General features: G+C 39.3%; 12 protein-coding genes. 10 read left to right on the forward strand and 2 right to left on the reverse strand.

Annotated elements, in window-relative coordinates:
• Nucleotides 1-160 precede the first annotated feature (160 nt).
• The 3 genes from BAA9072_RS06990 to BAA9072_RS07000 all read left to right on the forward strand — a co-directional run bounded on the left by BAA9072_RS06990 (nt 161) and on the right by BAA9072_RS07000 (nt 2,651).
• Nucleotides 161-706, forward strand: a complete 546-nt coding sequence (locus BAA9072_RS06990) for a hypothetical protein (protein ID WP_201713955.1) — start codon at nt 161-163, stop codon at nt 704-706.
• 139 nt (nt 707-845) lie between these two features.
• Nucleotides 846-1,904, forward strand: a complete 1,059-nt coding sequence (locus tag BAA9072_RS06995) for a bifunctional transcriptional activator/DNA repair enzyme AdaA (protein WP_201713956.1) — start codon at nt 846-848, stop codon at nt 1,902-1,904.
• A gap of 141 nt (nt 1,905-2,045) precedes the next feature.
• Nucleotides 2,046-2,651 (forward strand): YitT family protein, encoded by a 606-nt coding sequence (locus BAA9072_RS07000; protein WP_201713957.1) that lies wholly within the window; start codon nt 2,046-2,048, stop codon nt 2,649-2,651.
• A gap of 42 nt (nt 2,652-2,693) precedes the next feature.
• On the opposite strand, the gene BAA9072_RS07005 is transcribed toward BAA9072_RS07000, so the two are convergent.
• The gene (locus BAA9072_RS07005; protein ID WP_201713958.1) at nt 2,694-3,470 is read right to left on the reverse strand and encodes an MBL fold metallo-hydrolase; all 777 of its coding nucleotides are present in this window, start codon (nt 3,468-3,470) and stop codon (nt 2,694-2,696) included.
• A 184-nt stretch (nt 3,471-3,654) separates the two neighbouring features.
• Here BAA9072_RS07005 and BAA9072_RS07010 point away from each other — a divergent pair, with 184 nt between their 5' ends.
• The 6 genes from BAA9072_RS07010 to BAA9072_RS07035 all read left to right on the forward strand — a co-directional run bounded on the left by BAA9072_RS07010 (nt 3,655) and on the right by BAA9072_RS07035 (nt 10,580).
• Nucleotides 3,655-3,951: a TIGR04104 family putative zinc finger protein gene (locus tag BAA9072_RS07010; RefSeq protein WP_201713959.1), complete on the forward strand. Its 297-nt coding sequence runs from the start codon at nt 3,655-3,657 to the stop codon at nt 3,949-3,951.
• Between the two features lie 422 nt (nt 3,952-4,373).
• Nucleotides 4,374-5,171 (forward strand): alpha/beta fold hydrolase, encoded by a 798-nt coding sequence (locus BAA9072_RS07015; RefSeq protein ID WP_201713960.1) that lies wholly within the window; start codon nt 4,374-4,376, stop codon nt 5,169-5,171.
• A 566-nt stretch (nt 5,172-5,737) separates the two neighbouring features.
• Nucleotides 5,738-6,466 carry a YwaF family protein gene (locus BAA9072_RS07020; protein ID WP_201713961.1) on the forward strand — a complete coding sequence of 243 codons (729 nt, stop codon included), beginning with the start codon at nt 5,738-5,740 and terminating at the stop codon, nt 6,464-6,466.
• Between the two features lie 63 nt (nt 6,467-6,529).
• A complete protein-coding gene (locus BAA9072_RS07025) occupies nt 6,530-7,108 on the forward strand; it encodes a glycerol-3-phosphate acyltransferase (protein WP_230980783.1) in 579 nt (192 codons plus the stop codon).
• Between the two features lie 11 nt (nt 7,109-7,119).
• A complete protein-coding gene (locus BAA9072_RS07030; protein WP_201713962.1) occupies nt 7,120-8,730 on the forward strand; it encodes an aminotransferase class V-fold PLP-dependent enzyme in 1,611 nt (536 codons plus the stop codon).
• Nucleotides 8,727-10,580, forward strand: a complete 1,854-nt coding sequence (locus tag BAA9072_RS07035; protein ID WP_201713963.1) for an LTA synthase family protein — start codon at nt 8,727-8,729, stop codon at nt 10,578-10,580. Before BAA9072_RS07030 ends, BAA9072_RS07035 begins: the two co-directional genes overlap by 4 nt.
• A gap of 352 nt (nt 10,581-10,932) precedes the next feature.
• On the opposite strand, the gene BAA9072_RS07040 is transcribed toward BAA9072_RS07035, so the two are convergent.
• Nucleotides 10,933-12,195 carry an ATP-binding protein gene (locus tag BAA9072_RS07040; protein WP_201713964.1) on the reverse strand — a complete coding sequence of 421 codons (1,263 nt, stop codon included), beginning with the start codon at nt 12,193-12,195 and terminating at the stop codon, nt 10,933-10,935.
• Between the two features lie 466 nt (nt 12,196-12,661).
• On the opposite strand from BAA9072_RS07040, the gene BAA9072_RS07045 reads away from it, so the two are divergent.
• On the forward strand, nt 12,662-13,519 hold the full coding sequence (locus BAA9072_RS07045) for a YitT family protein (protein ID WP_408015214.1): 858 nt from the start codon (nt 12,662-12,664) through the stop codon (nt 13,517-13,519).
• Nucleotides 13,520-13,539: the final 20 nt, after the last annotated feature.

Raw genomic sequence — 13,539 nt, forward strand, 5'->3', positions numbered from 1 at the left:
TTATTTAATGGTTGTAGTAATATATTGTCTGTTGGCAGGGGAAATCCCTGCTTATTGAGTGATAAAAATGAGAGGTCCGTCCCTCTTGGAATTTAAAAACGAAACTTTTCTTGGGGTGCTTCGTATGTATGGTTAAAAGGAAGAAAAGGGAGGGGAAGGTATGTTTTTGGTGTTGGGGTGTATGTTGCTGGTGATTGTGGGCGTTTTTCTTGTAGCGGGGAGAGTAGCTCCCCAATCTGAATTGATGAATTCATTTAAGAAAACAAACTCATTTAGAAATATTATGCTCTCTTTGTTAATCATTTCAGGAATTTTATTTATTTTGAATTATTTTGTTGTGAAGAATGAGGATTGGCGTGAAAACAGGATAATCCAAGTCGAAAACGAGGAAGGTGAAGTTCACTTATTCCAAGGAGAGGAAAATGAAGCAGCTGTAGCAATGAATAAGATTTTTAAAGTAAATAAGGAATATCAGACATCATTATTGGTGTGGGAAAACCCCGAAAACCTGACCATCTTTCTTGAGAAAAAAGGTGAAAAGAATTCATTGGAACAAGTAGATATGAAGGGTGGATTATCAAGATATGCTCAAGGATCTTATACTGTACCTATAGTTTTATCGTTTAAGGAAGCGGGTTTATGGAAGATATCGGTTGAGGACAACGGTAAACGGATTGGGGATATCGTGATAAAGATAGATAAATAATAAATGACTGATATTAATACTTCTTATATTGTTCAAGGTCCCATTACATCCAAAAATCGATGCCTGATTTTCGGCGGCATCGTTTTTGTGGTGTATGTATAATAAAAATATGAACAACAGAACGTGGGGGGATTCTAGGATGATATCGTTTACATTGCAAACGGAATATTATCAGGCATTGGTAGAAAAGAGAACGGACTATGAAGGTGTATTTTATGTTGGAGTGAAAACAACGGGTGTTTTTTGCCGACCCGTTTGTCCAGCCAGGAAACCAAAATTTGAAAACTGTGAATTTTTCGAAACAGCTGAGCAAGCTTTGCTGGCATCCTATCGACCTTGTAAGAGATGTAAACCTTTATTTCACCCGAATAGTGTATCGGAAGTGGTGAAAAAGTTAGTAGAGGCCGTAGAGGAAAATCCGGAAAGGCGCTGGAAAGGGAAGGATTTTCAGGAGTTATCCATTGATGAATCCACTGCAAGGCGCCAATTTAAGAAAAGATTCGGCATGACATTTGTTGAGTATGCGAGAGCACGCAGGATGGGGATGGCCATGAAGGAAATTAGATCTGGAGCTCCTGTCATTGATGCCCAACATGCAACCGGTTATGAATCCGGCAGCGGGTTTAGGGATGCGTTTTCACGGATAATGGGATCTGCACCGGCTTTCTCCGAGCACAATCCTGTGTTAAAAGTAACGTGGATTGATACTAAGCTCGGACCCATGATTGGGATTTCAGACGAGAAATCTCTATATTTATTAGAGTTTGTTGACCGACGTGGACTCGAGAGAGAAGTGGAAAGGTTGAGGATAAAAACACAGGCGGCAATTATCCCGGGAAATACAGGGCCACTACGCTCAATTGAAAGGGAACTTGAAGCTTATTTCAATGGAACCCTTTCAGCGTTTCAAACCCCTCTCTCAATGATTGGTACACCCTTTCAATTGAGAGTTTGGAATGAATTAAAGAGAATACCGATAGGGGAAACAAGATCTTATACCGAGGTGGCAGAAAGCCTTGAGCATCCTTCAGCGGTACGTGCAGTGGCAAGGGCAAATGGTTGTAACCAGCTCGCTATTATCGTACCTTGTCATAGAGTGATTAGAGCAAGTGGTGACCTTGCAGGATATGCAGGGGGTCTAACCCGGAAGAAATGGTTGATAGAACATGAAAGGAAAATGGTAAGTTTGCTTAAGTAGTATGTTAATGATAAAACAGGTTTACCATCGAGGGGGATATGGGGAGAGCTGGCAGTTCATGAATACTGGGTCTTGCAGATTCTATGAAGAGCAACTAGACTATGAAATAGAGTCCTCTATAGAATCGGGAGCAATGTTCAAATGGGTGTTTTGAGAAAAGCTGTTATATTAGGGTTGGCATCAAGTATACAAGGTTTGGCCATGTCTGTGTTTTTGTTTCCCCACTTCATTCCTTCCGGGGGTGCAGCAAGTGTGAGTGTACTATTAAACTACTTACTGCATATCCCATTTGCTGTTACCTTGTGGGTATTGAATGTATGTTTATTGGGCGCAGCTGCTAAATGGCTGGGTAAGGATAACGCCCTCTGGACCATGTTCTGTGTAACAGTCACATCAGTGGTAGTAGATGCGGTAACGCCATTTATTACAGGAGCTGTTTCATATGTATTGGTGGATCTTTTGATTGGAAGCCTTCTTTTTGGGATCGGGGTCGGGATCCTATTTCGGATGGGAGCATCCTCTGGGGGAATGGACATATTAGCCCTTATTATTTCTAAGATGAAAGGGTTCTCCCCAGGGAAAACGTTATTCATAATAAATGGAAGCGTGTTACTTCTAACTGGAATTGTCGTCGACTTTAGCATCATTCTATATGCTATAGCTTGTCAGTTTATCGGAACGAAGATGTTAGATATCATTATTAACCTCCAAATCAAAGGAAGACTACCCCGTCTGGGAAATTATTAAAGAAAAGGTCCGTCCCTAAAACTTGAGGGACGGACCTTTTCTTCAGGATATTTCTTTAATGATGGATTTGACAGTGTGTGTGGGGGAGTTTTCAAAGAATGAGATGTATTGAAAAAGTTTGTTTTTAGGCAATAGGTGTTTGCGTATCTCTTTAGCAGACTTCCCCTCCATATGAGCCTGCGTAACGGAATCTTGAAGTCGAAGCAGGTAATCCCTTTTTTGTTCTAGCAACTTTCTCCCGTGTTTTAAATGACCTTGATGAGAACAATATACTTCCTGAAAAGAGTACGACAGGGTTTTGTTAATAGAACGGATCAATTCAGGAACAGATTCAAATGAGAAATTAGATGTAGGTGAATGAAATAAGTATAAATCTCCCGATAAACAAATGCCCTTTTCTTCATCAATCAGGACGATGTGATCCTCGGCATGGCCTGGTGTATGTACTATTTGAAACGTATGGTGTTCGGTCTTAAATAAATTATGCTGTAGGGCTATTGGATGAAAAGATGAGCGGTTATGCCAAAACATTGCCCTGTAGAATGGAAGTTTGGTGCTCAGATTACATTTTTCAACTCCCAAGGGATGAATCCATTGAGGAATGGAGTAAAATCTTTCAATCCAGGCACTATTGCCGGTATGATCTTCATGATGGTGAGTGTGAATCACCCTTTTGATGGGAAGCTCTTTAATAATTTTTCGAACTTCATTTTTCATACTATATGGTCCCGTATCGACAAGAACATCATCGACTTGAAAAAGATAAACAGGCATTTTTTGACCGAATGCTTGAACATTTAATTTGAATGATTGTATCAATGGAGTGACCCCTTACGAATTATTGTTATAGTACAATATTCGAACGAAATGTAGAAAATCCTGCTTAAACCTTAATTTTTTTTCGTGATTTAGAGGGACGGACCTCAAAATTTCATCTATTACTCATATGCTGAAAATGGTAGACTAGAGAAAAAGTACTCGTTTTACTTAGGGGGAAATGTTTTTGCAGAAGTGTAATGTTTGTAAGGAGCAGTTTAAATGGAAAGAGTTACTATTTTCAATATGGAGGTCGTACAAGCCAATTGAATGCAGTCATTGTGGAAAAAGACATGTAATCAGTTTTGTTTCGAAATTCTTTGTATCTTTTCTCATTGTCATTCCTGCTGTGGTGTTCGGTTTAGTGATTGCACCGGAACAAGGTTTATCAAAGCCCGTGACATTTGTCATCATTGTCTTAATGGCATTCGTTATTTCACTTTTTCTCCCGCTATTAGTGAAATATGAATATAAGGGAGGATAATAAAGAGAGAGCTGCCAATCAATCAAGGCGGCTTTTTTCTTATTATCAAGTATCTTCATTCATTTTTGTGAGGTATAGATTATCGAGTGTGCTATATCAACTTTTTATGACATGAAATCGTACTGATTTTGAAGCTTCATAGTCACGGGCAAATGAAAGGAATACTTATAAATAAAGAGTCCTCATTCTTTCATCACAAAAAGTTCGGAATTTCTTATGATTGTATATGACAGAGAACCTATAGATAGGATAGAATAAAGGTACACTAAGGTAAGGCTTCAAGAGCGTAGAGTAGATCATACGTATGGACCATAAACCGATTTTCTTATAAATAAAAGAAATAGAAGCAAAACGGTCCTTGGTTCATTCACATGATTCATTCCATTCTTTTGGTAGGTTGTGCTGTTTTTAAGGAGAAATGGATGCTAGAATACATCGTACATCAGGGAGTCGGCAAAGAGTATGTGGTTTTCCTCCACGGGATCGGAGGGACCTCAAGGATCTTCTGCAAACAATTGGAAACCTTTAAGAAATATTATAATGTAGTGACAATTCACTTGCCTGGTCATGGAAAATCACCAGGAATCGAAACCTATAATGAGACATTTACGATTGATTTAATTGTTCGTGAAGTAGTAGAAGTGCTGGATGAGATCGAGGTCGATCAAGCCCATTTTATTGGTATATCTCTCGGGTCAGTGGTTATTCATGAATTAATGCAACAAGTTCCACATCGGGTGAAAACGGCGGTTCTAGGAGGTTGCATTACTCGTTTTACATTATTTTCAAACACTCTGCTGCAGATTGGTCATGCAGTTAAAAGCATGATTCCATTCATGTGGTTATATAAACTATTCGCTTATGTCATGATGCCTAAAAGCAATCATAGAATTTCGAGGAAGTTATTTATTCGGGAAGCAAAGAAAATGAAGCGGAAAGATTTTTTAGGGTGGTATCAACTTACACCTTTAGTGAAATCGACCTATGCTTCCGTTCAGGAAAAGGCATCACATATTCCAAAGCTCTACATATCTGGAAAAGAAGATCATCTGTTTGTATCTTCACTTGATGAAGATACAAAAGGGGATCCTTCTGCCACGAAAGTATTTCTTGATGACTGCGGACACGTATGTAATGTAGAAAGACCAACTGAATTCAATCGATTGGCACTTGAATTCATATACAATAATCAGAATCTTCCTATGCGTAAGGTTCAATAACATGGATTCATCCCATTTCATAATCCGAAATGGGAGATTTTTTATGTGGATAATATAACCATGGGTAATTCTTGTGAAGAAAAGATTTTAGATCATGGCTGTATCAGTGCCTTCGATACGAGCCGATTACAAGGGTATTGCAGAAAGGATTCAATATGTAAATTTGTCAAATTAACAAGGTAACATATCTCTGGAAATCGATGGGAGTACTTTAAGGCTGTGAATAAACGTGCGCGAGGGTCTGTAGTCGAAGAGCTTGAAAGGAAATTGATTTTCCATTGAATGACGTGAATCCATTGTGTATTTGAGAAACCCCTGTGAGTAACTTGATCTGTTCTTAACAGGGATTTTTTGAGTTCCTTTTTTATGATTTGCTTGTCTCAAAGATAGATAGGTGGAAGTTTGGAGAATATCAGTCTTAGGAGGTCCGTCCCTATAGGAATTGAACTGAAATGCATTAAATAAGGGAAATGGGTGGGGAAATTGAGGTCCGTCCCTATTGAAGGAAATGAAGGGGCGTGGGGAGAATATAGTATAGGTGGATGTATGTTAGGGGGTTCTGAGGTTTGGTTCGGGAGGTTTTGAATTTCAGGTATGAGGATTATCCATTTGAGTTGTTTTCGGTTTCTCATTTGACTGCCATCATTGTTTCTGTAGGATGCATAACGGGATTATATATATGTAGAAATCGTGTACAAGGAAGAGTGAAGAGTCTGTTGAAATGGGTTCTGATTATTTTGCTCGTATTGAGTGAAGTGACTTTTCAGACTTGGTATATCATAAACGATCAATGGGATATCACCATTAACCTACCTTTTCAATTATGTTCAGTATCATTGTATCTTTGTACCATCATGCTCATAAGCAAAAGCTATAGAATCTTTGAGGTCAGTTTCTTTGCCAGTATGTCAGGTGCATTCATTGCAATTGTCACACCGGAATTATTTTTTGGGTTTCCCCACTTCCGGTATTTCCAATTCTTTCTGGCACATGTGACTATTGTGTTAGCTTGTTTATACATGGTATGGATAGAAGGGTACAAGCTGACATTCTGGTCTCTCGTAAGGGCTTTTCTTGCATTGAATGGGATTGCTGTCATCGTTTATGCGGTAAACAAAATGGTCGGAGCGAATTACATGTTTCTCATGCATAAACCGTATAACGCAAATCCGATTGATTTCCTGGGGCAATACCCATGGTACTTACTTTCTCTCGAAGGAGTCACCTTGCTTATTTTTTGCATTCTTTACGCTCCTTTTTTCTTACTCGGGAAGAAAAGAAAGGGAAAAAGGTAAATATATGAAACTTTTTTCATTATTCAATCGTCTATTAACATATAAGAATTGCAGGGAGCAGGTATGATGAATCATAGTTTAATCTTAATTATAATCATGTTGCTTTCATACGGACTGGGCAGTATTACAGGTGCTTATTATATAGTGAAAATGCTCACTGGAAAGGATATCCGAGTGGTGGGTAGCGGAAATGTCGGGGCAACGAATGCAGGAAGGGTCTCAGGTAAGAAAGGGTTTTTATTGACTCTCCTGATTGATGCAGGCAAAGTGATTTTGGCATTGTCCTTCACATCCATAGTGATGAAGGGAGAGGCCTATTTAATCCTAAGTTCAATATTTGTATTGGTTGGCCATTTGTTTCCCTTTCAACTCGGATTTCATGGTGGAAAGGGGATTGTCGCCTATTTGGCATCTGCATTATTTCTCTGTCCGCTGAGTATTGTTGTTTTCGCCATCGTAATGGGTGGAGTATATATAATCATTAGGAAGTACACGTTATCTGGTTTTCTTTCAATGGGAACCATCCCGATAGCTGCCTATGTGATTGAGGGATCATTCACATTATCTGCAGGCTTAGTGGCTTTATTTGTGATTGTTGTAGTGTTCCATAACCGATCATTTCATCATTCAGTCGAAACATAGGAGGCATGAGAATGAAGAATCATACGCTGATATATAAAATTGCAAGCGATCAAGATGAATTCCAACAAATTTATTCGTTAAATTATGAAACATTCGTTGAAGAGATCCCTCAGCATGAAGAAAATTCCACACGTATACTGGTGGATAAATTTCACGAAGAGAATACATATGTGATTGCAAAAGCTAAGGATGAAGTCGTAGGAATGATCGCTGTAAGATCTGAACGGCCTTTCTCATTGGATCAAAAGTTGATTAACCTGGATAAATATTTACCTGAGCATGCAGTTCCTTGTGAAATCAGACTGCTATCAGTGAAAAAAGCTTATAGGAGTACCAGGGTGTTCTACCAATTATGCGATCGACTAGTTTCTTATTGTTTGGAAATGGGATATACCATGGCGCTGATTTCCGGGACGGTGCGTCAGCTTAAATTATATAAGCGGATCGGCTTTCTGCCGTTTGCTGAACTCGTTGGTGATGAGGCTGCAAGATTCCAGCCCATGTATTTGACTCGTGAAAGCTTTGAAAATTCGACAAAAGCGTTTAATCGTTTAATGATCCGAAAGACGGAAGAAGCACCCACACAATCATTTTTACCAGGTCCTGTATCCCGTCATACAAGGGTAGAAGAGGGATTTAAAAGGGATGCATCTTCTCATAGAAGCAGTTCATTTATCCGGGAAATGGAGGAAGTGAGAAAGAGTTTGCGTGAAATGACACATGCCAATCATGTACAGTTGGCAGTGGGTACTGGCACCTTGTCCAATGATATGGTGGCCGCCCAACTGAAAAGAATTTCAGGAAGAGGTCTCATTCTTGCAAATGGAGAATTTGGCTGCAGGTTGATAGATCACGGTAAACGATTCGGTTTATCCTATCATACAATTGAAAAGGACTGGAATGAAGAGATCACATTGGAGGAAATAGAAAACGTACTTCAATGTGATTCCGGTATAAAATGGCTTTGGACGGTCCATTGTGAAACATCAACAGGGTACTTATTCGATATCAAGAAAATTCTTTTACTTTGTCAAAAATACAGTGTTGAACTTTGTGTTGATGCATGCAGTTCAGTCGGAACGGTTCCAGTCGATTTCAAAGACGTATTCCTTGCCACTTCTGTTAGCGGAAAGGGCCTGGGTTCATATCCTGGCCTTGCCCTTATTTTCCACCGGGAAGCAATCAATCCATGTACTTCCATCCCAAGATACTTGGATGTGGGCATGTATGCTACGAACGAAAGCGTTCCTTATACTCACTCATCCAATCTTTTAGGTGCTCTAAAAGAAGCTCTTCAGGTGGTGGACTATGAAGAATCCTTGAGAATTTCCAATAATGTAAGGGGAATGCTCACGCAAGGAGGGTTTCAAGTACTGGGGAATGAATTTTATTCTCCCGGGGTGATTACTATTGCACTAAATAGGGAACAGTGTAGTAAACATTTTGGGGATGCCTGTAAAAATAAGGGTATCTTATTAAGCTATGAAAGTGAGTACTTAATCAATAGAAATTGGGTGCAAGTAGCACTTATGGGAGCGCATATTGAACGAAGGGTTTTGAATGCAATGACAATAATCATCAGAGAGTTTAACAGCAATATAGAGTCAAAGGTAGTGAAATGAGCAGGGTGAAAGATTTCTTCTCACATTTTTTATCATTTAAGTTGGGTGGCTTTGCCATCTTTTCTCTATGGATCAAAACCGTTTTGGTATCCTTCATAGGGTTCAATCTCCATGTAGAGTCTTTTTTGGATTTATTACTCATACTATTTAATCCAGTGGGTTCATTAATGCTATTGATCGGATTCAGCTTTTTTTTCTTTAAGAAAGTTAAGGGGGTCCTGATAGTCCTTTTGATGGGGATTGCCACGGGGCTCCTATATGGAGATTTGCTGTACTTTCGGTTTTATTCAGATTTTGTAACGGTCCCTATTCTTTTTCAGTTTAAGAACGTTGGGGGTATCGGGCCAAGTACCTTCGAATTGATGAGCCCGTGGGATCTCCTCTTATTGGTTGATATCATCCTTGCCGGATGGTTATTAAAGAAGATGGGGAAAGAATCGGTCACTGTATCACGAAGATGGAAGTTTACCTATCTCGAATTAAGTGTAGCATTAATACTGATTACTATTGTAATGGGTTTGGTGAAATCCCCCTATTTATTCGCCGAGTCCTATGACAGAGAACAAATGGTCAAATCCGTTGGACCATACAATTATCACCTGTACGATATCGGGATTGCTGCAACGAACCCATTTTCACATCTTCTTGCGAGCAAATCTGATACGGAGACATCCTTTAAGTATATAAAATCAACGAAGAAAGACCCATCGGCACTATTTGGGGCTGCCAAAGGGAAAAATTTGATCTTAGTCAGCATGGAATCTACTCAGAACTTCGTCATAAACGAAAAAGTTAATGGAAAAGAAATTACTCCGTTTTTAAATTCCTTGATTAAGGACAGTTTTTATTTTAGTAATATATACGACCAGACCGCCCAGGGCAAAACGTCGGATGCAGAATTTATGATTGATACGGGATTGTACCCTTTATCAAGCGGGTCGGCTTTTGTGAGGAAACCAGATAATGTATACAAAAGCCTTCCTCATATCCTGAGAAAAAGAGAAGATTATTATGCAGCTGTATTCCATGGGAATGACCGGACATTTTGGAACCGTGAAATGATGTATGAGACGCTGGGGTACGATCGCTATTTTTCCAAGAGGGATTACTCAGTAACTGAAGAAAATTCGGTTAATTATGGGATTAAAGACATTCCATTCTTTCAACAGACAATTTCCCACCTGGAGAAGGTACCACAGCCATTTTATACTCGACTCATTACGCTGACGAACCACTTCCCTTTTTTATTGGAAGAGGGTGATCAACTCATCGATAAAGGATCTACGAGTGAGGATGTAGTAAATCGATATGTTACAACCGTCCGTTATGAAGATGAAGCGATCAAGACATTATTTGAAAACCTTAAAGCAAACGGGATGTATAAGAATACGGTTGTGGTCCTTTATGGAGATCATTACGGAATTTCCGAAAAATATGAACAAGGCGTGTTTGAACTATTGGATCAGAAGGATACCCCAGTCAACCATGCTAAGCTTCAGCAGGTACCATTGATCATCCATGTTCCGGGTGAAGAAGCAAGAACGATTGAAACCAATGGAGGGGAGATCGATATTCGGCCGACTATACTACATTTATTGGGAATCGAATCGAAGGATACTCTCTCGTTTGGTCACAGTCTGTTTACCCGTAGAGAAGATCATCCCGTCATTTTCCGGGATGGGGATTTCATAACAGAGAAGTATGTTTTTCAAGACAATGTTTGTTACAGTAAAAAATCTGAGGAACCTGTCAGTGAATCATTATGCGAACCATTTAAGGAAACGGTAAGAAAAGAGTTGAGGATGTCAGATGATATTCTATACGGGGATTTAATGAGGTTCCTTGAATAAAAGCATGTAAAGAACCCCCGGCTAGGAAGTAGCCGGGGTTCTTCATGTAAGAAGGGCCTCTGTTAATAACTATAATATAATTATGTAAACAGTCGAGGTTAAACTTATTCAATATCCTCCCCTTGAAAGACAACCCCCATTGATTCCTATAACACCAATATTCATCAAATACTTTTTCTGGGAGCACTTTGCACATTTTTTTGTCTGTTTGGTGAAGTCGTGACAATACTGATCCCAAGGAATACAGCAAGTAGTAGAAATGTACTTCTTTTATAATAAGTGTCATAGTTTAAGGGGGAAGGGTGCAGGATTGCCCATAGAAAAAGAGCTTAGGCGAAATCCACTAAGCTCTTTACAAGGAATCATTATTTAGGAAAAGTGGCAGCTTTATTTTCACAACACTTCCCTTATTCAATTCACTTTCGTATTCAATCATTCCCCCCATTTCACGTATTAGCTTATTTGTCACCATGCTCCCCAATCCGGTACCTTTGGTTTTGGTCGTATAAAAAGGTAACCCGATTTTCTTTAATTCATCTCCGGTCATTCCCTTCCCGTTATCCGAGATAATGATGATGATAGATTGTGAGAAGGGGTCTTCTTTTAGACTGATCGAAATTTCGCCTTGATCTTCGATGGATTCGATTCCATTCTTAATGACGTTCATAATTGCTTGCTTCATATGGTCCTCATCACCCTTAATATAATGGGAACCGGTCCCGTGAAAGACAATGGATGTGTTGGAGTAGGCTGCAAAAGGTATTAACAAATCCACACAGTCCCGAATGATGTTTTCGAGGTTTAGCCTGGATAATTGGAATCCACTCGGTTTGGCTACATTCAGGTAATCCGATATTATTTTGTTCGTTCGATCCAATTCATTCAGAATGAGGGGGGAATAGCGCTTAAATCGTTCATCCTGTGAATCTTCACTTAGATGCTGAATGAACCCTCTTACAGTTGCAAGGGGATTGCGGATCTCATGGGCAATGGAAGCTGCCATTTGCCCGACCATATTCAATTTATCCAGGTATACCATTTCTTCTATTTGTTTATTAGTGCGGATTAAATGTTCGATGATAAAAACCAAAGCCAAAAATGTAAAGTAAAAGATAGTAAAATACGTAAAATAAAATGGCAAATGCAGAATTGGGATAAACACATTTATGATGACGATGTAAATGATGGCATGTATGAGAAAGATAATGGTACTCCCCAGTAATTTATACTTTGTCTTCAATAGCATTTTACGAAAGACTATGCCAATCACAAATGGCAGCACCGAAACAGCTATACCAACGGCAACGTATGGACCACCGATAAAATAGCGGAAAATGATGACACAGCAGAGTACAATCGAGCCTGACAAGAAGCCCGCATAAATGGTCACGATTAAAATAGCGATCATCCGTAAGTCGAAATGGGTCTCCCCGAGGGTTTCGATCGGATACAACATACATAATAGAGCACCGAATGATGCGACCAGTCCATAAGTTATCTTATGTTTGAATGCTGCTTCCTGTTTTTCTTTAAAAGGAAACAATACATTTGCATTATAAGTAAAAGAAAATAAAATTGTAATATTGACCAGTAGTGCTTTGATTAATGTAATCAAAAGAAAAGCCTCCAAAAATACTACTTAACTTAGGAGCAACTATCGCTCCCAGCTCGTACAAACATGAACATACAAGTAATAAAAATACTCCATTTTCCCGTATTAGTCAAATCTTACTATCGAATGAGGGACGGACCTTAAAATCGAACCATTATTTAAACCCACTAGTCACCGAAAATGTCGTGAAACTGCATGTTTAAAGCAAATTTCAGCTCCTTAATAATGGTCGGAAAAAGGAAAGTTGAAGGTCCGTCCCTCGCTATTTGAAGGTATTTTAGCTGGGAGAGTAGAATATATTCAGTATACAAGCCATATTTGTGAGGTTGGTTAGGAGAATGTAATGGGTGGTGTGGTATGGTGGACTGTGGATATTTCCGTCTTCAGCTGCTGATGAGTACAGTATCTTAAATGAGGAGGAAGGAAGATGGAAGGTCAGATCATATATGAACCTCAGCAAGTAAAGATCATGCATAAGAAGATTCCCCTGAAAGAAGTGGTGAAGCGGGCAATCCTGATTACGGCAGGAGCTGTAATCATGGCTGTCGGTCTTGAAATATTCCTTGTTCCCAACCAGGTAATCGATGGAGGGATCGTCGGTGTTTCAATCATGCTTTCTCACATTACGGGTATTAAGCTTGGACTTTTTATCTTCATCCTGAATATCCCCTTTTTCTTCATAGGATATAAACAAATCGGGAAAACCTTCGCTTTCTCTACGCTTTATGGCATTATCATTCTATCGATTTCTACAACTTTTTTACATCCTGTTGCAGCCTTTACACAAGATATTCTTTTAGCGTCATTATTTGGTGGAATTGTTCTTGGAATAGGGGTAGGGATGGTTATTCGTTACGGTGGATCACTTGACGGTACTGAAATCCTCGCGATCTTATCGAGTAAAAGACTACCATTCTCTGTCGGCGAAATCATCATGTTTGTAAATCTCTTTATTTTAGCCAGTGCAGGCTTTGTCTTTAGCTGGGATAGAGCCATGTATTCTCTACTTGCTTATTATGTAGCATTTAAAATCATTGATATTACGATAAAAGGGTTAGATGAATCAAAATCTGTTTGGATCATCAGTGAAAACTACTCAGAAATTGGGGATGCCCTCCTGCACCGGTTAGGAAGGGGGGTCACCTATTTGAAGGGAGAAGGTGCCTTTTCAGGAGATGATAAAAAAGTAATATTCTGTGTCATCACACGTCTTGAGGAGGCAAAGTTAAAGGACATCGTCGCCGAGCATGATCCTTCCGCTTTTCTCGCTATAGCGGATATTGCAGAGGTAAGAGGAGGAAGGTTCAAGAAGAAAGATATCCATTAACACCTCTAGAAAAAAGTAGG

The organism is Rossellomorea arthrocnemi (assembly GCF_904424705.1).
Classification (GTDB): Bacteria; Bacillota; Bacilli; order Bacillales; family Bacillaceae_B; genus Rossellomorea; species Rossellomorea arthrocnemi.

Coding starts and splice junctions, on each gene's coding strand:
- BAA9072_RS06990 (WP_201713955.1), top strand. CDS start 161: ATGTTTTTGGTGTTGGGGTGTATGTTGCTGGTGATTGTGGGCGTTTTT.
- BAA9072_RS07000 (WP_201713957.1), top strand. CDS start 2,046: ATGGGTGTTTTGAGAAAAGCTGTTATATTAGGGTTGGCATCAAGTATA.
- BAA9072_RS07030 (WP_201713962.1), top strand. CDS start 7,120: ATGAAGAATCATACGCTGATATATAAAATTGCAAGCGATCAAGATGAA.
- BAA9072_RS07045 (WP_408015214.1), top strand. CDS start 12,662: ATGCATAAGAAGATTCCCCTGAAAGAAGTGGTGAAGCGGGCAATCCTG.
- BAA9072_RS06995 (WP_201713956.1), top strand. CDS start 846: ATGATATCGTTTACATTGCAAACGGAATATTATCAGGCATTGGTAGAA.
- BAA9072_RS07025 (WP_230980783.1), top strand. CDS start 6,530: ATGATGAATCATAGTTTAATCTTAATTATAATCATGTTGCTTTCATAC.
- BAA9072_RS07015 (WP_201713960.1), top strand. CDS start 4,374: ATGCTAGAATACATCGTACATCAGGGAGTCGGCAAAGAGTATGTGGTT.
- BAA9072_RS07035 (WP_201713963.1), top strand. CDS start 8,727: ATGAGCAGGGTGAAAGATTTCTTCTCACATTTTTTATCATTTAAGTTG.